The organism is Streptosporangium sp. NPDC002607, from assembly GCF_053592655.1.
In genome coordinates this window covers 285,945-306,580 of the sequence record NZ_JBSFWD010000001.1, presented here as the reverse complement: position 1 = coordinate 306,580, position 20,636 = coordinate 285,945, and the positions used below count along the sequence as shown (strand labels likewise).

Here is a 20,636-nt window from a genome sequence, read left to right as displayed (position 1 = left end):
AACGCGGACCGGGTGGAGAACCCGGGCCGCCGAGCCGCCGAGGAGTGCCGCCATGCTGCGCACTGACATGAACGAGACCCTGTCCCGGGTGGGGCGGGGCACGCCGATGGGTGAGTTGTTCCGCCGGTTCTGGCTGCCCGCGGTGCTGACCTCCGAAGTCGCCGAGCCGGACTGCCCCCCGGTGCGGCTGCGCATCCTCGGCGAGGACCTGGTCGCGTTCCGGGACTCCGCCGGCAAGGTCGGCATCGTCGCCGCGTACTGCTCGCACCGGCTGGCGCCGCTGTTCTTCGGGCGCAACGAGGAGGGCGGGCTGCGCTGCGTCTACCACGGCTGGAAGTTCGACACCGGCGGCCGGTGCATGGAGACGCCCAACGTGCCGCCCGGCGCCCCGGACATCCGCAGGAATGTGGGCATCACCGCCTATTCGGTGCACGAGAGCGCCGGGGTCGTCTGGATCTACATGGGGCCGAAGGAGGTGCAGCCGCCGTTCCCCGCACTGGAGTACGCCAACGTCCCGGCCGAGCACGCGTTCGCCGCCCGCTGGCTGCAGCGCACCAACTGGTCGCAGGGCATGGAGGGCGAGATCGACAGCTCGCACATCAGCTGGCTGCACCGCGACTTCGACAAGAACACCACCAAGCAGAAATCGACCGGCGCGCAGATGTCCAGCGACGCCGCCCCGCACATCGAGCTGCGGCAGACCGAGTACGGCCTGGTCTACGGCGCCCGCCGCGAGCACGAGGGTCAATACCTGTGGCGGGTCACCCAGTTCATCCTCCCGATGTTCAGCCTCATCCCGCGGGTGCCGGGCGACTTCGTCGCGGGTGGCGGCCGGGCCTGGGTGCCGGTCGACGACAACCACACCACCGTCTTCACCTTCGGCTACCGGGTCGACCAGCCCATCGGCCAGGAGGAACTGGACACCTACTACAACAGCGGCGCACTGTTCCCGCCGCGGATGGAACGCGGCCGGTACGTGCTGCCCGACGGGTACGCGATCGACACCTGGCTCCCGCTCGCCAACAAGGAGAACGACTACCTGCTGGACCGGGAGATGCAGCGCACCGTCAACTTCACCGGCATCTGGGGCGTGCACGACCAGGACCGGGCGCTCGCCGAGAACTCGCGCAGCATCGGCGGCGCCGACCCCGGCATCATCGACCGGTCCGCCGAGCACCTGGTCAGCTCCGACCGGGCGGTGGTCGCCGCGCGGCGGATCCTGATCAACCTCACCGACGCGCTGAAGAAGGGCGTGGAACCGGCCGTCGTCGCCGACCCGGACGCGTTCGGCGTCCGCGCGATCAGCAAGCTCACCCCCATCGCGAGCTTCGACGAGTTCATGGCGGCCTATGGCGAGGAGACCCGGGCGACCGGCGTGTGCCGGCCGGTCCCGGTCGAGTAGGGGCCGGCGGATGAGCGCACGCACGCTCGGGCTCGGCCTGGTCGGGCTCGGCCTCGCCGGAGGTGTGATGGCGTCGGCCGCCCGCACCCACCCGGGCATCCGGCTGGCGGGGGCGGCCGACCCCGACCCCGCGCTGAGGGAGCGGTTCGCCGACGCGGAGGGGCTGCCGGCCCATCCCGGCATCGAGGGGCTGCTGGCCCAGCCCGACGTGGACGCGGTGTACGTGGCCACGCCGCACCAGTTGCACCGCGAGCACACCGTCGCCGCGGCCCGGGCCGGCAAGCACGTCGTCGTCGAGAAGCCGATGGCGCTGACGGTCGCCGACTGCGACGCCATGATCGGGGCGGCCGGGGCGGCCGGCGTGGTCCTGGTCGTCGGGCACACCCACGGGTTCGACCCGGCGGTGGCGCTCATCCGGGACCTGGTCGGCTCCGGCGGGTACGGCCCGCTCGGCATGATCGCGCTCTGGAACTACACCGACTTCCTGTACCGGCCGCGCCGTCCCGAGGAGCTGGACAGCGCCCGCGGCGGCGGCATCCTGTACAACCAGATCCCGCACCAGGTCGACATCGCCCGCACCGTCGCCGACCGGCCGGTGCGCTCGGTGCGCGCCACCGCCGCCATGCTCGACCCGGACCGCCCCACCGAGGGAGCGTGCGCCGCGCTGATCGAGTTCGAGGGCGGCGCCGTCGCCAGCCTGGTGTACAGCGGCTACGACCACTTCGACAGCGACGAGCTGCACGACTGGATCGCCGAGGGCGGGGGGCCCAAGACACCCGCGCACGGCGCCACGCGGCTCCGGCTGGCCGGGCTCACCCCCGAGCAGGAGCGGCGGTCGCGCACCGCCGACTTCGGGTACGGCGCTCGCTCCCCGCTGCCCCCGCCGCACCAGCCGCACTTCGGCGAGCTGGTGGTCACCTGTGCCGGCGCCGATCTGCGCTGCTCGGCGGACGGCGTCACCGCCTACACCGACCGCGGCGTCGAGCAGCTGGCCGTGCCGCAGACGCCGTGGTGGCCGGGCCGGGGAGACGTCCTGCAGGAACTGGTGGACGCGGTCGTGCACGACCGGCCCGCCCAGCACGACGGCGCGTTCGGCCGGGAGACCGTCCGGACCTGCCTGGCCATCGCCGAATCCACCCGCGAGCGGCGCGAGGTCTTCCTCAGCACCCAGGAGGTGTCCACCCATGTCCCAGTCCGCTGAGCCCCTGACGGTCCGTGTGCAGGCGGTGCGCTGGGAGGCCGACTCGGTCCTCTCCTACGAGTTCCGCAGCCCGGACGGGGCGGCGCTGCCGCCGTTCACCGCCGGCGCCCACATCGACCTGCACCTGGGCAACGGCCTGGTGCGCGGCTACTCGCTCTGCGGTGACCAGGCCGAGACCGACCGCTACGTGGTCGCGGTCAACCGCGACCCGAACAGCCGCGGCGGCTCGGAGTGGATCCACGCCAACGTGCACGCGGGCGAAACGATCACGGTGTCCGTGCCGCGCAACAACTTCCCGCTGGCCGAGGACGCGGAGCACAGCGTGCTCATCGCCGGCGGCATCGGGATCACGCCGATGCTCGGCATGGTTCGTCGGCTGGCCGCACTCGGCCGTGACTGGACGCTGTACCTGGCGGTGCGCGCTCGTGGCCAGGCGGCGTTCCTGGACGAGCTGGCCCGGCTGGCCGGTGGTCGGCCCGACCGGGTGCGATTGCACGTCGACGACGAGAACGACGGGGCCTTCCTGGACATCGAGGCCGTGGTCGCCGCGGTGGGTGACACCGCGCACCTGTACTGCTGCGGGCCGGTGCCGATGCTGGAGGCGTTCGAGAAGGCCACCGCGGGGCTGCCGCCGGAGCGCCGCCACCTGGAGTACTTCGCGGGCAAGGACGACGTGGCCACCGAGGGCGGTTTCGAGGTCGAGCTGACCCGCACCGGGATCACGCTGACCATCCCCGAGGGGTCCACCATCCTTGACGCGGTGCTGGAGGCCGGGGTGGACATGCCGTACTCGTGCGGCGAGGGCGTCTGCGGCTCCTGCGAGACCCGGGTGATCTCCGGCACGCCCGACCACCGGGACCTGATCCTCACCGACCAGGAAAGGGAGGCCGGCGAGACCATGATGATCTGCTGCTCCGGCAGCAGGAGCGCCCGGCTCGTCTTGGAGCTGTGAACGGGTCCGCGGGCGGACCGCGACCGACGAGCCGACAGGGCCGGCTGGGCCGGCAAGGCCGAAAAGGAGGAACGAGTGGCTGAGATCGTGCTGGGCATCGGCACCTCGCACAGCCCGCTGCTGGCCATCGAGCCCGCGCTGTGGGCCGAACGCGCCAAGGACGACCACCGCAAGCAGGAGCTGTACCTGGCCGACGGCCGGGTGGTGTCCTACGCGGAGCTGGCCGAGGAGACCGGCGGCCGGTACGCCGGCCGGGCCGTGCCGGAGAACTTCGAGAAGCAGGCGCAGCAGGCGCAGCAGGCGCTGGACCGGCTGGCCGCGGCCATCGCCGGGGCCGAGCTGGACGCCCTGGTCGTCATCGGCGACGACCAGGAGGAGCTGTTCAGCCGGGCGCACATGCCGGCGATCGCCGTCTACAACGGCCCGGAGATCGTCACGCACCCGAAGAACGAGGTCAACCCGAACCTGCCCGGCTGGTACCAGGAAGCCAACAAAGGCTACAAAATGGACGCGGTGCACCGCCATCCGGTCGCCGCCGACCTGGCCGACGGCCTGATCGAGGGGCTGATCGAGGCGGGCGTGGACGTCGCGGTGGCCAGCGAGGTGACCGACCCGCACCGGGCCGGCTTCGGGCACGCTTACGGCTTCGTCATCGACCGGCTCTGCGGCGACCGGCCGATCCCGATCCTGCCGGTCATGCTCAACACCTACTTCCCGCCCAACGTGCCGCGGCCCGGCCGCTGCTACGACATCGGGCAGGTCATCGGCCGGACCCTGGCCGCGCTGCCCGGCGGACAGCGGGTCGGCGTGGTCGCCTCCGGCGGGCTGACCCACTTCGCGGTCGACGAGGACCTCGACCGGCGGCTGCTGGCCGCCCTGGAGACCGGGGACGTGGACGCGCTGCGCGCGCTGCCGCCGTCCGGCCTGCGCTCCGGCAACTCCGAGATCCTCAACTGGATCATGACCGCCGGGGCGGTCGACGGCCTGACCGTGACCGACTCCGAGTACATCCCGGTCCAGCGCACCCCCGCCGGGACCGGCATCGGGCTCGCCTTCCTCGTCTGGCGGCCCGCCCCCTCCGCACCCGGGAGCTCCCTGTGATCATCGACGCGCACGGCCACCTCATCACCCCGCCCGCGGTCTTCGCGGTGCGCACGGTCCTGCAGGCATCCAACGGCCAGCACTCCAAGGAGTGGTACCTGAACCGGTACGTCCGGGACGAGGAGATCACGGCCTCCGCCGACAAGGGCGTCCGGCTGATGGACCAGGTCGGCACCGACGTCCAGCTCATCTCGCCGCGGCCGTTCGTGCTGATGCACTCGCACCCGGTCGTCAAGGACGTGCGGCTCTGGGTGGAGCTGCAGAACGACCTCATCCACCGCACCGTCTCGCTGCACCCGGACCGCTACCGCGGCATGGCCGGGCTGCCGCAGGTGACCGGGCAGCCCGTCGAGATCGTCTTCGACGAGCTGGAGCGCACCATCGGCGAGCTGGGCTTCGTCGGCGTGCTGCTCAACCCCGACCCGGACGAGGGTGGCGGCCGGTCGCCGCGGCTGTCCGACCCGTACTGGTATCCGCTGTGGGCCAAGCTGGTCGAGCTGGACGTGCCCGCGCTGATCCACAGCGCCGGCTGCCGCGGCCGGGAGACCTACGACGAGCACTTCGCCACCGAGGAGAGCCTGGCGGTCACCTCGCTGGTGCACTCCGAGGTGTTCGACCGGTACCCCGACCTGAAGATCATCGTCAGCCACGGCGGCGGCTCCATCCCGTACCAGATCGGCCGCTGGCGCGCGCACTGGTGGCTGGACCTGGCGACCAAGAAGAAGCACATCGCGCAGTACTTCCGCGACCTGGAGCACGCCGGGATGAACGGCGAGCCGCTGCCGGACGCCCCGGCCGACCTGACCAGCTTCGACGACGCGCTGCGGCAGCTGTGGTTCGACACCGACGTGCACAGCTCCCACTCGCTGGAGCTGCTCTTCCGCACCGTCGGCACCGACCGCTGCCTGTTCGGCACCGAGCGCCCCGGCAGCGGCGGCGCGATCAACCCGGCGACCGGCCGCTCCTTCGAGGACTTCAAGTACACCATCGACCGCATCGGCTTCCTGACGGACGAGGACCGCGCCCTGATCTACGAGGGCAACGCCCGCCGCGTCTTCTCCAGGCTGGCCCGGTGACCGCCGCGACGACCGGAGCGGTCACCGCCGAGCTGGTCCGGGAGGCCGCCGCGCTGCCCGCGGCCACCCTGCACGAGGCCGCCGGGAAGATCGGCGCGCTGCCCGCGGCGATCGGCCCGGTCCGCCCCGGCATGCGGGTGGCCGGCCCGGCACTGCCGGTGCTCAGCCCGCCCGGGGACAACCTGTGGCTGCACCGCGCCATCTACGCGGCCGAGCCCGGCGACGTGCTGGTGGTGGCCTTCGGTGACGGGTCCGACCCGCTGGAGTACGGTCACTGGGGCGAGGTCATGGCGGTCGCGGCTCTGCACCGCGGCATCGCCGGCCTGGTCACCTCCGGCGGCGTCCGGGACGGCGACCAGATGGCCGAGCGCGGCTTCCCGGCGTTCGCGCCGTCGCTGTGCATCCGCGGCACCGGCAAGGACCCGGACGGCCACGGCTCGGTCGGCGCGCCGGTCCGGATCGGCGGCGTGACCGTGCACCGCGGCGACCTGGTGGTGGCCGACGGCGACGGCGTCGTGGTGCTGCCCGCGGCGGACGCCGCCGGGGCGGTGCGGGCCGCGGCCGGACGCGAGGCCGCCGAGCAGGAGATCTTCGACAGGCTCGCCGCCGGCGAGACCAGCCTGGACGTCTACCGGCTGCCCGGCGAGGGGAAGTCGTGAGGCGGCGCAGCGTCGTCGTCCCCGGCCTGGAGCACGGGACGAACCCCATTCCGGCGGCCTCCCGGGTCGGCCCGCTGCTGGCCACCGGAGGTGTCCGCGGCGTCGATCGGGTGACCGGCGAGCTGCCGGCGGACGTCCCCGGCCAGGTCCGGCACGCGTTCGCCAACCTGCGGGCCGTGCTGGAGGCCGGTGGTGGCACCACCGGGGACGTGCTGCACGTGACGGTGTTCGCCGCGGCCGACGTGCGGGCCGCGGTGAACGAGGAGTGGGTCGCGATGTTCCCCGACCCGGCCTCCCGGCCCGCTCGGCACCTGATCCGGCACGACCTGCCGGGCGGGATGCTCGTGCAGCTGGAGGCCACGGCGTACGTGACGGAAGGAGAGACGGATGGGTGACGACCTGGTGGCACGGCTCGGCGTGCTGGACACCTGCGCGGTGTCGGACGCGATGGACCGGCTGGGCCTGGCCGGGGCCGTGCCGGGCCTGGCCCCGCTGACCGGGCACCGCCGCATCGCGGGACGGGTCACCACGGTGCAGCTGGGCGACGCGGCCGACACGCCGCCGAGCGGGCGGCATCTCGGCACCGCCGCCGTCGAGGCGTCCGGGCCCGGTGACGTCATCGTGGTCGAGCACGGGCGGACCGACGTGTCCGGCTGGGGCGGCATCCTCTCGCTGGCCGCGGTCGGCCGCGGCGTCGAGGGGGTGATCGTGGACGGCGCCTGCCGCGACGTCGACGAGAGCCGCGAGCTGGGACTGCCGCTGTTCGCCCGCGCCGCCGTCCCGGTCACCGCGCGGGGCCGCGTGGTCGAACGTGACTGGAACGTCCCGATCACGGTCGGCGGGGTCGGCGTGGCCCCGGGTGACCTGGTGATCGCCGACGGCAGCGGGGTGGTGTTCCTGCCCGCGGCGCGCGCCGGGGAGATCCTCGCCGCCGCCGAGCAGGTCGCCGAGCGGGAACGGGCGATGGCCGAACAGGTGAGGGCGGGCGTGCCCGTGTCCCAGGTGATGGGCGCCCGCTACGAGACGATGCTGCAGGAGAACCGATGAGCACCACCACGACCACCGCGGCCGACACCGCGACCACCGCCGCGCTCAAGGCGCTGAGCTGCACCGACGTCAGCGACGCGATGGACCGGCTGGGCATCGCCGGGCACTGCCTGGGCATCATGCCACTGGACCGTTCGTTCCGGCTGGCCGGCCGCGCCTGGACGCTGCGCTACGGTCCGGTGGGCCGCGATCCCGGCACGGTCGGCGACTACATCGACGACCTCGGCCCCGGCCAGGTCGTGGTGCTGGACAACCAGGGCCGGCTGGACGCCACCGTCTGGGGCGACCTGCTGACCTACACGGCGATCCGCAACGGCGTCGAGGGCACCGTCATCGACGGCGTGTGCCGCGACGTCGACCGCTCGGTCAGCACCGGCTACCCGGTCTTCTCCCGCGGCAACTGGATGCGCACCGGCAAGGACCGGGTGCGCGTCGAGGAGATCGGCGGCCCGGTGTCCGTCGGCGGTGCCCGGGTCGAGCCGGGCGACTGGCTGCTGGGCGACGGCGACGGCGTACTGTGCATCCCGGCGTCCCGGGTGCACGAGGTGGTCGCCGTCGCCGAGGAGATCCGGAACGCCGAGGAGCGGATCCGCGATGCGGTGCGGAACGGCCGCTCGCTGCGCGCCGCCCGCGAGGACGTCGGCTACCACCGCCTCCAGAAGAGGCGCTGAGGCCGTCGGCGTCCCGGGCCCCGGGACGCCGCGACCGTGGTGGAACCGCCGCCCGGCCGTTTTCCGGAGCGGGGCTGATGTTGCGAGACAAGGCAGGGTGAGATGAGAATCAGCGTCGATCTGGACCGGTGTGTCTGCACCGGCACGTGTGTGTTCGTGGCACCCCAGGTGTTCGCGATCGAGAACCACAGCGAGCTCGTGGTGCTCCGGCCCGAGCCGGACGAGTCCCTGCGCGACCTGGTCCTCGACGCCGAGGAGCAGTGTCCCACCGGTGCCATCCAGGTCACCGGCTGACGACCGTCCCGCCCTGACCCGCCCGCCTGGGCGGGTCAGGCGCCGCGGCCGAAGACGGTGTCGCGGACCTCCAGGACGATCTTGAGCAGCCGGCTCTCGTCGGCCTGGATCCGGTCGGAGGGGCCGATGATGCCCAGACCGACGACCTCGTCCCCGACGCTACCCGAGACGGCGAAGGAGCTGACGCCGACCGTGCCCTCGTCGACGGACCGGAACCAGCCGAGCTCGCGGTGCCTGCGCACCTCCTCCTCCAGCTCCCGGGGGTTGGTCTTGGTGTTCTCGGTGAGCCGGGGGAGCGGCTTGAGACGCAGCAGCCGACTCAGGTCATGGTCGTCGAGCCCGCTCAGCAGAGCCTTCCCGATCGCGGTGCCGTTGATCGTGAACGTGTCGCCGACCTCCACCACGTACCGCAGCCGGTGGCCGCCCTGCGAGACCGCGACGATCTTTATCCGGTCCCCGGTGAGCACCGCGCACGAGGCCGTCTCCCCGGAGCGCTGCGCGAGCAGGCCGCTCGCCTCCGCGCCGAACGCCGCCAGCGCGTCGTTCTCGGAGATGGCGGTCGCGGTGGCCAGCAGCCGGCCGGTCGGGTAGAAGCGCCGCGTCGTCGCGGTGCGGCTCACGTAGCCCAGCTCGTGCAGCGTGTTCAGCAGATCGGAGCTGCTGCTCTCCGGGATGTCCAGCAGGCGGGCCACCTCGGACTTGGTGAGCTCCCGCTTCTCCCGCGCGAAGATCTCGAAAAGCGCCATCGCCCGGGCCGCCGCGGGCACGGTGGTGCCGCCGGCCTCCACCGGCCCCCCGCGCGACCGCCGTCCGCGCCGCGCGGATGCGGCCGTGTCCCCGGACAGGGCCGGTTCCGCCGCCTGTGCCATTGGCAAACCCTCTCACAGTTTTCGCACACGTAGGCGCTGCGCGACATCCGTCCCTGATACCCAACGGGCGGAAGGCGACAATCGGATGATCAATGCCGGACATGCGATAAAGGTAGAAAAGCCGCAAACCGCGTCCGCCGCCGGTGCCGCCGGGCGCCGTCGGCCACGGGTGACCGAATGGCGCGCCAGCCGGTGTGAAGCATGACAAGGATACCGTGATGAGGGCGCCTAATCATCGCCGGAGAACACCGCATAGGCGGATGTCCGCGAATTCTTCGTATCCACCGCCCCGCGCGGATCGTGCGACGGGGGCATGGTCCGCTACGGCGGTGGATCTTCCGGACTTCCCGGCAGCGACCGTTTCGTCAGGTGACCGGGTACGAGCGCGGAGTGGGGGCGAACGACCCCGCCGGTTCCGGGAATCACCGGGCCGCCCGGCCCGGTGATTCCCGGAACGGCCGCTACGGCATGAACTTGCCGCCGTTGACGTGGAGTGTCTGGCCGGTGATGAAACTTGCCTCATCCGATGCCAGGAATGCGACGGCGTGGGCGATCTCCTCCACCTCCCCGGTCCGCTTCATCGGAATCCTGGAGGTGTCCAGCGGCGCACCCGCCCGGGCGGTCCCCTCGGTCCGGGTCGGGCCTGGCGAGACCACGTTGACCCGGATCAGCGGGGCCAGTTCCGCTGCCAGCGCCCGGCTCATCCCGAGCACCCCGGCCTTGCTGGCCGAATATGCGATGAGATTCGGATTGGCCATGGAACCGGCGCCGGAGGCGATGTTGACGATGGATCCGCCACCGGTCTCCACCATGCTCCGGGCGGCTTCCCGGCACACCGTGAACGTGCCGGTCAGATTGACGCCGATGACGAGGTTCCAGATCTCGTCCGTGGTGTCCAGCGCGGGTGCGAACGGGAAAACACCGGCGCTGTTCACGACGGTTCCGATACGCCCGTACTCGGCGACCGTGAACTGTATGAGAGAACGTACGTCATCCGGCTGCGTGATGTCCGTGCGGACGGCCGAGGCGGCCACTCCGAAGCGTTCACCGCATTCCGCGGCGACCGCCTGCGCATTGTCCGGATCGAGGTCGGCGATGACGAGCGAATCACCGCGCGAGGCGAATTCCAGGGCGATGGCCTTACCGATTCCGCGGCCCCCGCCCGTCACCAGTGTCGCGGTGCCCGTTGATTCCGGCACGAGTAATCCTCCATTGTCGAGCGTCCGGTGCCCGGCCGTTCCCGGCCGGGTGGTCGCGGGCGGTCAGGCCCAGCGCACCGGGAGACCGGCCATGCCACGGGTGAGGAACGAGCCGAGCCACTCGACCCGGTCGGTGTTCAGCGCCAGTCGCGGTGCCGCGGCCAGATGGGCGAAGGCCACCTGGGCCTCCAGCCGGGCCAGGCTCGCGCCCAGGCACATGTGGATGCCGCCGCCGAAGGTCGCGTGCCGTGAGTTGCCGCGGCGGATGTCGAACCGATGCGGGTCCTCGAACACCGCGGGGTCGCGGTTGGCCGCCGACAGGATCGCGTACACGTGCTCGCCCTTGTGGATCCGCACGCCGTCGAGTTCCATCTCCTCGGGGGCGATCCGGCACAGGCTGTTACGGGCCGGGCCCTCGTAGCGCAGCATCTCCTCGATCGCGGACGGGATCACGTCCGGGTTCGCCCGCAGGTCGTCGTAGGCCTCGGGGTGGGTGAGCAGCAGGTGCATGCCGTTGGCGATCAGGTTCTTGGTGGTGCTGAACCCGGCCGAGTGCAGCAGCATGCAGTTGGCGATGATCTCCAGGTCGGTGATCTCCCCGGCGGCGGCCCCGATGAGCTGGGAGATGATGTCGGTCCCGCCGGGGTTGGCCCGCCGTTCCTTGATCAGCTCCTCGAAGTACGCGAAGCACTCCGCGGCGGTGGCCTCGCGGCGCGCGGCGACGTCGGCGGGCTGCGCCAGCGGCTCCAGCGAGCCGTGCAGTGCCTCACCCCAGGCCAGGAAGTCGTCCTCCATGGTCGGGGGGACGCCGACGAGCCGGCAGATCAGCCGCAGCGGCACCTTGTAGGAGAAGTCCTGGATGAAGTCGAACTCGGCCCGGTCGCGCAGCCCGTCGAGCAGGTCCTGGACGATCTCGCTGACGTCCTGCCGGTTCTGCTCGACCGCCCGGGGGGTGAACAGCCGGGAGACGACGGCGCGCAGCCGGGTGTGGTCGGGTGGGTCGCGGAAGGCCAGGCTCTCCAGGAAGATCTGCTGCGTCGGGGTGACGCCCTCCTTGCCGTCCATCTCCTCCCGGCTCCAGCGCCGGTCCTTCACCAGTTGCTGGGTGGCGTCGTAGGACGTCACCAGGATCGGGCCCTGCGCGGTCCGGTAGACCGGCGCGTGCTCACGCAGCCGGTCGAAGAACCGGTAGGGGTCGGTGGTGATCTCTCCGCGGTCGGGGTGGTGCGACGTGAGGTAGAGCATCGCCTCCTCGGCGATGCTCCGGCTCTGCGGCGACGCCGCGAGATCGGTTGCCATGCGAGTTCTGGCCTCCTCTGTGTGCTCCGTGCAGGCTCTACGAGGCGGGCACGGCGATTCATCGCCGGTGACGGCGGTCATGCGTGCGGGACCGGCTGGCAGGACGGCCAGCCGGATGACCCTATTGCGAACTTCTGTTGCACTATACGGTATTTCGTGGTGTTGGCCAATGCTTTGGGGGTGTCCGTAATGAGTCGGGTGGGCTGCGGGGCCGTCCATCGGGCGGGGTGCTCCGGGCCGGCGGGCCGGGCGGTGGGAGCTTCGGCAAGGCTGCGACGTCGAAGTTACGGTATCTCGCAGGACTTCACGGATAGGCGTCGCCATTGGTGTGATCGGAGGCATCGGCGCGTGGCGTGAAGTTGGACAAGAGAGGGTTCGACTACAGGTGACCCTTGCGGCATGTATGCGAAATATCGTAGATTTCCACGAAGTTACACGATTGGCCGATGAGGGCGAGTCGTGACGCTTGAGGATACGCGTGGGTGTGGACCGGCTGACCCCGCCGGGCCGGTTCCCGCCGTGGCCGCCGCCGGGCCCGGGCAGCGCCCGCCCGTGGGCCTTCCACGGGACGGCGCATCCGGTACGCATCGGCAGCGGCAGCGACCAGAGAAGGGCATGAGGATGGCGCCACCGACAGAAGAGGCACAGCGGTTCAGCGGGTGGCCGGTCCACGGCGGCCCGCCGCCCGAGGGCTCGGTGGCCTGGGTGGTCGGAGTGGGGGCGCGGCAGGGGACCGGCGCGGCCGTGGCCCGCCGCTTCGCCGCCGCCGGCCTGCACGTGGTCGTCACCGGCCGCACCAAGGAGAAGGTCACCGCGGTCGCCGAGGACATCGAGGCCGCGGGCGGCCGGGCCACCGCCGTCGTCGGCGACGCCGGCTCCGAGGAGGGCCTGCGCGAGTCGCTGGTGGTCGTCGACGAGCTGGGCACCCTGGCGATCGCCACCTACAACGCCGGCGGCTCGCAGTGGAAGCCCGGCATCCTGGAGATGGACACCGAGTTCTTCGAGTCGGTCTGGCGCACCAACTGCCTGGGCTCCTTCATCACCGGCCGGGAGGCGGCCCGGCGGATGACGGCCTCCGGCGGCGGGGTGATCATGTTCACCGGCTCCGTCTCCGGCCTGATCGCCCGGCCCAAGCTCGCTGCGTACGCCTCGGCGAAGTTCGGGCAGCGCGCGGTGGCCCAGGCGCTGGCCCGTGAGTTCGGCCCGCGTAACGTGCACGTCGCGAACGTGATCGTGCACGGCCCGATCGACGGCGACCGGCTCAACTCGGCGTTCCCGCACGCCAAGGACAGCCGCCCGGCGGACGGCATGGTGGACATCGAGCAGATCGCCGAGACGTTCTGGCAGGTCGCCGTACAGCCCCGGACCGCGTGGACTCAGGAGATGGACATCCGGCCGTACTGCGAGGAGTTCTGATGACCCCGGGGCCGTACGCCCCGGAGGCGAGGCCCGACTATCCGGGCCGGCTCCGGCTCGACGGACGCGGGTACGTGGTGCTGGGCGTCGGCGACGGCATCGGCGGCGCGGTCTGCGACGCGATCGCGCAGGCCGGGGGCCGGGTGCTGTGCGCGGACCTGGACGGCGAGCGCGCGGGGAGGACCGCGGCGCGCTGCGGTGGCGAGGCGATGACCGCCGACGTGACCGACCGGGAGCAGCTGACGGCCGTGTTCGATCGGGCCGGGGAGCTGTTCGGCGAGGGCCTCCACGGCATCGTCGACGTGGTCGGGGTCTCCTTCGCCGAGCTGCTGGCCGACGGCACCGAGGAGTCGATGCGCCGCCAGTTCGACCTGGTACTGCGCCACCCGGTGCTGCTCACCCAGGTCGCGATCCCGCGGCTGGCCGCCCTCGGGCACGGCAGCGTGGTGTTCATCGGCTCGCTGGCCGGGGCCGCCAACACGCCCCGGCTGGGGCTGTACGGCACGGCGAAGGCGGCCGTGCACCACCTGGCGACGGCCTGCGCGCAGGAGTTCGGGCCCTACGGAGTCCGGACCAACGCCGTCGTCGTCGGCCGGATCCTGGGCTCGGGCGGGACGCCGAGCCCGCCGGCGGAGGCGGTGCGCGCCGTGGAGGCGGTCGTCCCGCAGCGCCGCTGCGGCTTCCCCGACGACATCGCCTCGGTGGTGCTCTTCCTGCTGTCGGATCTGGCCGGGTACGTCAACGGCGCGCAGATCCCGGTCGACGGCGGGATCGGCGTGGTGTCCCCGCTGCCGAGCACCCATCCCGCCAACCGCTGACCGTTACCTGTTTACGGTCAGCCGAATACTGGCTTCCAGGCGGCAATCGCCGACCTGGTACGCCGGATGTATTCCGACTTGTCGTATGACCATGCGAAGCCCCGAAACGACGCCGGGCTCGCAGCCCGAACCGGCGGGTGCGCGGTCGCCCGCGCCCGGCCCGGAAGGAGAACCATGACGGAGACCACTGGAACCGCGGGCACCACGGCCCACCCCTCCCGCGACGCCATCCGGCAGACGGTGCTCGGCTACGTGCGGGGATTGGAGAACTCCGAGTTCGACGCGGTGGCCGACCTGTTCGCCGACGACGCCTTCTACTCCCACCCGCCCTTCGACCCGGACAGCCAGAAGCGGGCCGAGGTCATCGGGCGGGAGGCGGTGCGGGCGCTGCTCAAGGGCAGGCGCGGCACCAGGAAGTGGTTCCACGAGATCCAGACGCTCTTCGTCGCCGACGACCGCTGCCTGATCGAGGGCATCGTCCGGGAGTCCGAGGGCGGGCCGATCCGGTCCTCCTTCGCCGGAGCGGGCACCTTCGACGCCGAGGCCCGGATCACCCGGTGGGTCGCCTACCGCAGCGTGCCCGCCATCGGCGAGTCCCTGGACTGAGACGTGCCGGATCCGGGAAGCCGGGAAACGGCGGAGGAAACACCGTGACGGACGAACTGAAGGGCGCCGTCGCCCTGGTCACCGGGGCCAGCAGTGGGATCGGGCGGGCCACCGCCCTCCGGCTCGCCGCCTCCGGGGCCGCGGTGGCGCTGGTCGCGCGCCGGGAGGACCGGCTCCGCGACCTGTGCGATGAGATCACCGGTCTGGGCGGCGGCGCGGTCGCCCTACCGGCGGACCTGGCCGATCCGGCCCGGGCCGCCGGTGCGGTGGAGGACGCGGTCGCCGCGTACGGACGGCTGGACGTCCTGGTCAACAACGCCGGGGTGATGCTGCTCGGCCCGGCGGCGGACGCGCCGGAGGAGGAGTGGGAGCGCATGCTCGACCTCAACCTCCGCGCCGTGCTGGCGACGACCCGGGCGGCCCTGCCGCACCTGCTGGCCGCGGCGGAGTCCGCGCCGCGCCGGGTGGCCGACGTGGTCAACGTCGGCTCGGTGGCCGGCCGGGGCGCGGGAGCGCGGGCCGGCAACGGCGTGTACGCCTTGACCAAGGCCGGGCTGGCCGCCTTCTCCGAGTCGCTGCGCCAGGAACTGGCCGGGCAGCGGGTCCGGGTGGCGCTGGTCGAGCCCGGTGCCACCGTCACCGAACTGGCCGACCACGTCCGCCCGGAGGTGCTGGCCGAGCGCAGGAAGGGGATGGGTGACATCGTCCGGCTGTCCGCGGACGACGTCGCCGACGCCGTCGGGTACGTGGTGACCCGCTCCCGCGAGGTGGCGCTGAACGGGATCGTGATCCGGCCGACCACCCAGGTGTGATCGGCCACCCCACTGGCCTTTATAACGAAATATCGGATATATTTACGAAAGGTCGCGATGATATGTCGATCGCGGCCGGCTGGAGGGTGGAAAGTGGAGCGTGACGAGACGACGGGCACCGGGCTGCCGGTGCCGGAACCGTCCGTGCCGGAACCGCCGGGGCAGGGGCCGCCCCTGGCGGGGCTGAAGGTCGTCGACTTCTCCGAACTGGCCCCCGGCCCGTTCCTGACTCGGTGCCTGCGCGACCTGGGCGCCGAGATCGACAAGGTGGAGCGCCCGGCCAGGGACGGCGCCTTCTCCACCCACCCGGGCACCTACCGGGTGCTCAACGACGGCAAGCGGATCCACGTCCTGGATCTGAAGACCCCGGACGGCCTGGCCCGCGCCGAGGAACTGGTGGCCGGGGCCGACGTGCTGGTGGAGGGCTTCCGCCCGGGCGTCATGGACCGGCTCGGCCTCGGGTACGGCACGCTCGCCGAGCGGCACCCCGGCCTGGTCTACGTCTCCATCAGCGGCTTCGGGCAGGAGGGGCCGCTGAGCCGGATACCCGGCCATGACCTCAACTACCTGGCCGCCTCCGGGCTGCTCGGCCTGATGGGCGAGCTCGACGGCCCGCCCGCCCTCGGCGTCGGCGCCCCCGTCGGCGACCTGCTGGGGGCGGTGTACGCGCTCAGCTCCACCCTCACCGCACTGCTCGCCCGCAAGGACACCGGCCGGGGCCGCCACCTGGACGTCTCCATCACCGACTGCCTGATGCACGGCATGAACATGGTGATCGGCCAGCTCCAGGCCGACGGCCGCGCTTCGCTGCGGGAGGCCAGGGAGGCGGTCTTCACCCGCCCGGCCTACGGCGTCTTCGAGACCGCCGACGGCGAGTACCTGAGCATCGCCGCCCTGGAGGAGCACTTCTGGCAGCGCACCGTCGCCGCCCTCGACCTGGACCTGTCCGGCCTGGACACCGCCACCCTGGGGGGCCGGCGCCGCGACACCCGCGAGATCAACGCCAGGATCGCCGCGGCGGTGCGCGGCCGGGACGCCAAGTCCCTGATCGAGACGCTGGAGGCCGCCGACGTCCCGGTGATGCGGGTGCTGTCGCCGCTGGAGCTGGCGGACTCCCCGCACGCCAGGGAGCGCGGCCTGTTCACCTCCGCCGGCGACATCGGCTACGTCCGCTTCCCGGTGCGGGTCGGCGACGAGGCCTAGGAGGAATCGACGTGGACTTCCGACTGGACGAGACGGCGGAGACCCTCAGCGGGCTGACGGGCGGTCTGCTCGCCCGCGGGCTGCCGGACGAGCGGATCGCCTCGGCCGAGTTCGAGGCCGCCGGGTACTCCGAGGAGGCGTGGCACAGCCTGGCCGGGGCCGGCGTCCTGGAGGCGTTCCTCCCCGAGGACCTGGGCGGCACCGACGCCGACGCCGTGGTGCTGGCCGCCGTGCTGCGGCAGGCGGCCCGGTACGGCGGCATGGTTCCGGCGCTGCCCGTGCTGGCCTACGGCCTGCACACCCTGGCCAGGTACGGCGGCACCGGGCACCGGGACCTGCTGGGGAGCGTGGCCAAGGGCGGCGCCCTGGTGACCGGCGCGGTCCGCGGGCCCGGCGGCGGCCGGGCCCTGGACACGGACGTGACGGCCGAGCCGTACGACGGCGGCCACCGGCTGACCGGGGTGCGGACCTACGTCCCGTTCGGCGCGCAGGCCGAGGCGATCCTGGTCCCGGCGCGGATCACCAGCGGACCGGAGGACGGCACCGTCGGGGTCTTCGTGGTGGACGCCGCCGCCCCGGGGCTGGCCGTCGCGGCGCACCCGGTCACCGACCACGTGCCCACCGCCCGGATCGCCCTGGACGCGGTGGCGGTGCCCGGACACGCGCTGCTGGGCGGGCCGGCCCTGGCCGCCGAGGCCGCCGGACACCTGGAGCTGTCCGCGCTGCTGGGTGTGGCCGCCACCGCCTCCGGCCTGCTGGAGCGCGCCATGGAGCTGACCGCCGAGCACGTGAAGGCCAGGAAGCAGTTCGGCCGCGCGCTGGCCCAGTTCCAGGCGGTCACCATGCAGATGGGCGACGTCTTCACGGCGCAGCGCATCCTGGAGAACACCTACCTGGCCGCCGCCTGGCAGCTGGCGGCCGGCCGCACCGCCGAGGCCCGGCGCAGCCTGTCGTCCGCCTGCTACCTGGTCTGCCACGACGCCGTCCCGGCGCTGCTCACCTGCCAGCACCTGCACGGCGGCACCGGCCTCGACATCGACCACCCGCTGCACCGGTACGTCACCGGCGGGCTCGCCCTCGGCCAGTTCCTGGGCGGCACCGAGGCCTGCCTGGACGCGGCGGCCGGCTCCGCCCGGGTCAGCTGAGAGAGGACACCAGCGTGTACATCGACCTGACCCCCGAGGAGCGCGAGCTCCAGCGGGAGGCGGACGCCTACTTCGCCGGCGTGGTGACCGAGCAGGAGCGCGCCCAGCTGCACGAGGACGAGTTCGGCCCCGCGTACCGGGCGGTGTCCCGGCGGCTGGGCCGCGACGGCTGGCTCGGCCTGGGCTGGCCGGAGGAGCACGGCGGCCGGGGCCTCGGCCCGATGGCCGACCAGATCGTGGTCAGCACCGCCTTCCGGTACGAGGTCCCCTACCCGCTGGTCACCGTCTACTCGGTCGGCCCCGCACTCCAGGAGTTCGGCACCCCGGAGCAGCAGCGGGAGTTCCTGCCGCGCATCCTCGCCGGCGACCTGCAGGTCTCCATCGGCTACAGCGAGCCCGGCTCCGGCACCGATCTGGCCTCGCTGACCACCTCCGCCCGGCGTGACGGCGACTCCTACGTCGTCAACGGCCAGAAGATGTTCATCTCCGGCGCGCACACCGCCGACTACCTGTGGCTGGCCTGCCGCACCGACCCCGAGGAGCCGCGCACCCGGGGCATCTCGATCCTGCTGCTCGACACCGCCCTGCCCGGCGTCAGCTGGACGCCCATCCGCACGCTGAACCGCTCGCACCAGGTCAACGCCGTCTACTTCGACGACGTCCGGGTATCCGCGGACCGGCTGATCGGCCGGGAGAACAAGGGCTGGTCGGTGGTGGTCAGCCAGCTCAACTCCGAGCGGTTCATCGTCGGCCCGGCCGGCAAGATCCAGGCACACCTGGACCGGCTCCGGCACTGGGCCGCCGAGACGCCGCTGGGCGGGCCGGGCGGGAGACGCCGGATGGCCGACCTGCCCGAGGTACGCCGGGCGCTCGCCGAGCTCGACGCGATCGTCACCGCGAACGAGCTGCTCAACTGGCGGATCGTCGCCGACACCGGCACCGGCACGCTGGGCGCCGCCGACGCCTCGGTGAACAAGCTGTACAACTCTGAGCGGCTGGTCGAGGCCGGCGCCCGGATCGCACAGCTGGTGCAGCGGTACGGCGACCCCGCCGACGAGCTGACCGCCGCCGTGCTGCGCGACACCGACCACGCGTTCAAGACCGAGCTGAAGCTGCCGGTCGGCGGCGGCGTCAGCGAGATCCAGCGCGAGCTGATCGCCACCGTGGGCCTGGGCCTGCCCAGGGCGCCCCGATGAGCGCCCCCGGGACCCCCGGCGTCGCCGGGACGGGCGGGACCGGCGCCGGACCAGCGTTGGTCGGGTACGACGCGGACCGCGAGCGCGGTGTCGCGGTGCTGACCCTGGACTCGGTCGCCAACCGCAACGCGCTGTCCCGCCCGCTGCTGGACCAGCTGACCGCACTGCTGCGGCGGGCCGCGGCCGACGACGCCGTCCGGGTCGTCGTGCTGCGCGCCAACGGCCCCTCGTTCTGCTCCGGCGCCGACCTCGCGGCGGTGCGCTCCGGCGCGATGACCCCGATCGTCGAGGGTGTCGTCGAGGTGCAGCGTCTCGTCGTGACCATGCCCAAGCCGGTGGTGGCGCGGGTACACGGCACGGTCCGGGCCGGCGGCCTGGGCCTGGTCGCCGCCGCCGACGTCGCCGTCGGGTCGCTGGAGAGCAGCTACGCCCTCACCGAGGTCCGCCTTGGGCTGGCCGCCGCCGCGGTCAGTCTCACCGTGCTGCCCCGGCTCGGCGACCGGGCCGCCGCCGACTACCTGCTGACCGGCCGGGTCTTCGGCGGAGCCGAGGCCGAGCGGGCCGGGCTGCTGACCCGCGCCGTGCCCGAGGCCGAGCTGGACGTCGCGGTCGACGCGTACCTGGAGGACCTGCTGCTGGGCAGCCCACAGGGCCTGCGCGAGGCCAAGGCGCTGCTCACCGCCCCGATGCGCGCCCGGATGGACGAGTTCGGCCAGGAGATGGTCGACCTGTCCGCGCGGCTGTTCACCTCCCCCGAGGCCAGACGCGCGACCGAGGCCCTGCTGTCCCGGACCCGGCGCCCCCGCTGAGCCCTTGATCCCGACGGCGATCGCGGCGGTGGCGGGGTATCGGGCGGAGCATGAGCCGCGCCCGGATCTGCCGATGTCGCAGCGGTAGGCGGCGAAAATGAGGTGAAGCTGTCGAGGGTGCTCGGTAGTCTCACCTCAACATGCAGGGGCTGAGCACGTGGTGAGCTCACTCGGTTGTAACCCGGAAGCTTCGGCTGTGGCGGTTCGACTCCGTCCTCCTGCACGTAGCCAGCGCACTGCGGTGACGTCTGGAAGTGGCCCTGGGGAGTTCCCGCCGGACGGCGGGACCCTGGGGCTGCGGTGCTCTCGTTGTCTAGCGGCCGAGGACACACGCCCGCTTCGGCGGGCGGCGGGCGCCGGTTCGAATCCGGCCGAGAGTACCAACTGCCAATACGACGAGGCCGAGGCGCGCGTCCAGGAGGTGACGGACGCACTGCCGTCCTCGCAGGAGGTCTTGGAGCGGGCCATGACGGAGGAGCAGGCCGCCCAGTTGGCCGAGGTACGCGAGGCTCGGCTGACCGCGCTGGAGACGATGAAGATGAACCGGCATTCGTGGTGGGCGACGGTGCGTGACCGGCACGCCGCCAAGACGGCCCTGCTGAAAGCGGCCCGCACCTGACCGAACGAGAAGCGCCCCGCCTGGTCTCCTTTCCTTCTAGCGGTCGTCGCAACACCCCGGGGGAGAGCGCCGATGGCTGACTATGAGATCCCTGACGACCCGATCGAAAGCGCAGCGCGCCTACGGGGAGGCGGACGCCGCAGTACAGGAGGTGACGGACGCGCTCCCGCCGTCAACGGCGATCGTGGCCGGCGAGGCTGAGATCACGGACGAACAACGGCAGCGGTTGGCAGAGGTATGAG

At 72.5% G+C, this 20,636-nt stretch carries 22 protein-coding genes and 2 tRNA genes; 21 read left to right on the top strand and 3 right to left on the bottom strand.

Features of this window, described 5'->3' with window-relative positions; all coding sequences use genetic code 11:
* The first annotated feature begins 52 nt into the window (after positions 1-52).
* The 10 genes from ACWD3H_RS01390 to ACWD3H_RS01345 all read left to right on the top strand — a co-directional run bounded on the left by ACWD3H_RS01390 (position 53) and on the right by ACWD3H_RS01345 (position 8,403).
* Positions 53-1,402, top strand: coding sequence for a Rieske 2Fe-2S domain-containing protein (locus ACWD3H_RS01390; protein WP_451953639.1), 1,350 nt, complete (start codon positions 53-55; stop codon positions 1,400-1,402).
* Between the two features lie 10 nt (positions 1,403-1,412).
* Complete coding sequence (locus ACWD3H_RS01385; protein WP_451953638.1) at positions 1,413-2,603, top strand: Gfo/Idh/MocA family protein; 1,191 nt, start codon at positions 1,413-1,415, stop codon at positions 2,601-2,603.
* Positions 2,587-3,555, top strand: coding sequence for a PDR/VanB family oxidoreductase (locus ACWD3H_RS01380; RefSeq protein ID WP_451953637.1), 969 nt, complete (start codon positions 2,587-2,589; stop codon positions 3,553-3,555). The genes ACWD3H_RS01385 and ACWD3H_RS01380 overlap by 17 nt, the downstream gene beginning before the upstream one ends.
* 75 nt (positions 3,556-3,630) lie before the next feature.
* Positions 3,631-4,656 (top strand): DODA-type extradiol aromatic ring-opening family dioxygenase, encoded by a 1,026-nt coding sequence (locus tag ACWD3H_RS01375; RefSeq protein ID WP_451953636.1) that lies wholly within the window; start codon positions 3,631-3,633, stop codon positions 4,654-4,656.
* Positions 4,653-5,732, top strand: coding sequence for an amidohydrolase family protein (locus ACWD3H_RS01370; RefSeq protein ID WP_451953635.1), 1,080 nt, complete (start codon positions 4,653-4,655; stop codon positions 5,730-5,732). Before ACWD3H_RS01375 ends, ACWD3H_RS01370 begins: the two co-directional genes overlap by 4 nt.
* Positions 5,729-6,391, top strand: a complete 663-nt coding sequence (locus ACWD3H_RS01365) for an RraA family protein (protein ID WP_451953634.1) — start codon at positions 5,729-5,731, stop codon at positions 6,389-6,391. The genes ACWD3H_RS01370 and ACWD3H_RS01365 overlap by 4 nt, the downstream gene beginning before the upstream one ends.
* Positions 6,388-6,786 carry a RidA family protein gene (locus ACWD3H_RS01360; protein WP_451953633.1) on the top strand — a complete coding sequence of 133 codons (399 nt, stop codon included), beginning with the start codon at positions 6,388-6,390 and terminating at the stop codon, positions 6,784-6,786. Before ACWD3H_RS01365 ends, ACWD3H_RS01360 begins: the two co-directional genes overlap by 4 nt.
* Positions 6,779-7,438, top strand: a complete 660-nt coding sequence (locus ACWD3H_RS01355) for an RraA family protein (RefSeq protein WP_451953632.1) — start codon at positions 6,779-6,781, stop codon at positions 7,436-7,438. The genes ACWD3H_RS01360 and ACWD3H_RS01355 overlap by 8 nt, the downstream gene beginning before the upstream one ends.
* Positions 7,435-8,109 carry an RraA family protein gene (locus ACWD3H_RS01350; RefSeq protein ID WP_451953631.1) on the top strand — a complete coding sequence of 225 codons (675 nt, stop codon included), beginning with the start codon at positions 7,435-7,437 and terminating at the stop codon, positions 8,107-8,109. Before ACWD3H_RS01355 ends, ACWD3H_RS01350 begins: the two co-directional genes overlap by 4 nt.
* 102 nt (positions 8,110-8,211) lie before the next feature.
* The gene (locus tag ACWD3H_RS01345) at positions 8,212-8,403 is read left to right on the top strand and encodes a ferredoxin (protein WP_355610991.1); all 192 of its coding nucleotides are present in this window, start codon (positions 8,212-8,214) and stop codon (positions 8,401-8,403) included.
* A 35-nt stretch (positions 8,404-8,438) separates the two neighbouring features.
* Here ACWD3H_RS01345 and ACWD3H_RS01340 read toward each other — a convergent pair whose 3' ends face one another.
* From ACWD3H_RS01340 to ACWD3H_RS01330, 3 genes are all read right to left on the bottom strand, one after another.
* Positions 8,439-9,272, bottom strand: coding sequence for an IclR family transcriptional regulator (locus ACWD3H_RS01340; protein WP_451953630.1), 834 nt, complete (start codon positions 9,270-9,272; stop codon positions 8,439-8,441).
* Between the two features lie 461 nt (positions 9,273-9,733).
* Positions 9,734-10,471: an SDR family NAD(P)-dependent oxidoreductase gene (locus ACWD3H_RS01335; protein ID WP_451953629.1), complete on the bottom strand. Its 738-nt coding sequence runs from the start codon at positions 10,469-10,471 to the stop codon at positions 9,734-9,736.
* A 63-nt stretch (positions 10,472-10,534) separates the two neighbouring features.
* Positions 10,535-11,770 (bottom strand): cytochrome P450, encoded by a 1,236-nt coding sequence (locus tag ACWD3H_RS01330; RefSeq protein WP_451953628.1) that lies wholly within the window; start codon positions 11,768-11,770, stop codon positions 10,535-10,537.
* Between the two features lie 621 nt (positions 11,771-12,391).
* Here ACWD3H_RS01330 and ACWD3H_RS01325 point away from each other — a divergent pair.
* From ACWD3H_RS01325 to ACWD3H_RS01275, 11 genes are all read left to right on the top strand, one after another.
* Positions 12,392-13,186 carry an SDR family NAD(P)-dependent oxidoreductase gene (locus ACWD3H_RS01325; RefSeq protein ID WP_451953627.1) on the top strand — a complete coding sequence of 265 codons (795 nt, stop codon included), beginning with the start codon at positions 12,392-12,394 and terminating at the stop codon, positions 13,184-13,186.
* Positions 13,186-14,004, top strand: coding sequence for an SDR family NAD(P)-dependent oxidoreductase (locus ACWD3H_RS01320; protein WP_451953626.1), 819 nt, complete (start codon positions 13,186-13,188; stop codon positions 14,002-14,004). The genes ACWD3H_RS01325 and ACWD3H_RS01320 overlap by 1 nt, the downstream gene beginning before the upstream one ends.
* Positions 14,005-14,178: 174 nt before the next feature.
* Positions 14,179-14,610 carry a nuclear transport factor 2 family protein gene (locus tag ACWD3H_RS01315; RefSeq protein WP_451953625.1) on the top strand — a complete coding sequence of 144 codons (432 nt, stop codon included), beginning with the start codon at positions 14,179-14,181 and terminating at the stop codon, positions 14,608-14,610.
* Positions 14,611-14,654: 44 nt separating this feature from the next.
* Positions 14,655-15,422, top strand: a complete 768-nt coding sequence (locus tag ACWD3H_RS01310) for an SDR family NAD(P)-dependent oxidoreductase (protein ID WP_451953624.1) — start codon at positions 14,655-14,657, stop codon at positions 15,420-15,422.
* A 93-nt stretch (positions 15,423-15,515) separates the two neighbouring features.
* Entirely contained in the window at positions 15,516-16,625 is a 1,110-nt protein-coding gene (locus tag ACWD3H_RS01305; protein ID WP_451953623.1) for a CaiB/BaiF CoA transferase family protein, read from the top strand.
* An 11-nt stretch (positions 16,626-16,636) separates the two neighbouring features.
* Positions 16,637-17,770 (top strand): acyl-CoA dehydrogenase family protein, encoded by a 1,134-nt coding sequence (locus tag ACWD3H_RS01300; RefSeq protein ID WP_451953622.1) that lies wholly within the window; start codon positions 16,637-16,639, stop codon positions 17,768-17,770.
* A 14-nt stretch (positions 17,771-17,784) separates the two neighbouring features.
* The gene (locus tag ACWD3H_RS01295; protein ID WP_451953621.1) at positions 17,785-18,966 is read left to right on the top strand and encodes an acyl-CoA dehydrogenase family protein; all 1,182 of its coding nucleotides are present in this window, start codon (positions 17,785-17,787) and stop codon (positions 18,964-18,966) included.
* Positions 18,963-19,775 carry an enoyl-CoA hydratase-related protein gene (locus tag ACWD3H_RS01290; RefSeq protein ID WP_451953620.1) on the top strand — a complete coding sequence of 271 codons (813 nt, stop codon included), beginning with the start codon at positions 18,963-18,965 and terminating at the stop codon, positions 19,773-19,775. Before ACWD3H_RS01295 ends, ACWD3H_RS01290 begins: the two co-directional genes overlap by 4 nt.
* 142 nt (positions 19,776-19,917) lie before the next feature.
* Positions 19,918-19,998: transfer RNA gene (locus tag ACWD3H_RS01285), tRNA-Tyr, on the top strand.
* Between the two features lie 79 nt (positions 19,999-20,077).
* Positions 20,078-20,158: transfer RNA gene (locus tag ACWD3H_RS01280), tRNA-OTHER, on the top strand.
* 38 nt (positions 20,159-20,196) lie between these two features.
* Positions 20,197-20,394, top strand: a complete 198-nt coding sequence (locus ACWD3H_RS01275; protein WP_355547407.1) for a hypothetical protein — start codon at positions 20,197-20,199, stop codon at positions 20,392-20,394.
* Positions 20,395-20,636 lie beyond the last annotated feature (242 nt).

Coding starts and splice junctions, on each gene's coding strand:
- ACWD3H_RS01390 (WP_451953639.1), top strand. CDS start 53: ATGCTGCGCACTGACATGAACGAGACCCTGTCCCGGGTGGGGCGGGGC.
- ACWD3H_RS01385 (WP_451953638.1), top strand. CDS start 1,413: ATGAGCGCACGCACGCTCGGGCTCGGCCTGGTCGGGCTCGGCCTCGCC.
- ACWD3H_RS01380 (WP_451953637.1), top strand. CDS start 2,587: ATGTCCCAGTCCGCTGAGCCCCTGACGGTCCGTGTGCAGGCGGTGCGC.
- ACWD3H_RS01355 (WP_451953632.1), top strand. CDS start 6,779: ATGGGTGACGACCTGGTGGCACGGCTCGGCGTGCTGGACACCTGCGCG.
- ACWD3H_RS01350 (WP_451953631.1), top strand. CDS start 7,435: ATGAGCACCACCACGACCACCGCGGCCGACACCGCGACCACCGCCGCG.
- ACWD3H_RS01345 (WP_355610991.1), top strand. CDS start 8,212: ATGAGAATCAGCGTCGATCTGGACCGGTGTGTCTGCACCGGCACGTGT.
- ACWD3H_RS01340 (WP_451953630.1), bottom strand. CDS start 9,272: ATGGCACAGGCGGCGGAACCGGCCCTGTCCGGGGACACGGCCGCATCC.
- ACWD3H_RS01330 (WP_451953628.1), bottom strand. CDS start 11,770: ATGGCAACCGATCTCGCGGCGTCGCCGCAGAGCCGGAGCATCGCCGAG.
- ACWD3H_RS01325 (WP_451953627.1), top strand. CDS start 12,392: ATGGCGCCACCGACAGAAGAGGCACAGCGGTTCAGCGGGTGGCCGGTC.
- ACWD3H_RS01320 (WP_451953626.1), top strand. CDS start 13,186: ATGACCCCGGGGCCGTACGCCCCGGAGGCGAGGCCCGACTATCCGGGC.
- ACWD3H_RS01315 (WP_451953625.1), top strand. CDS start 14,179: ATGACGGAGACCACTGGAACCGCGGGCACCACGGCCCACCCCTCCCGC.
- ACWD3H_RS01290 (WP_451953620.1), top strand. CDS start 18,963: ATGAGCGCCCCCGGGACCCCCGGCGTCGCCGGGACGGGCGGGACCGGC.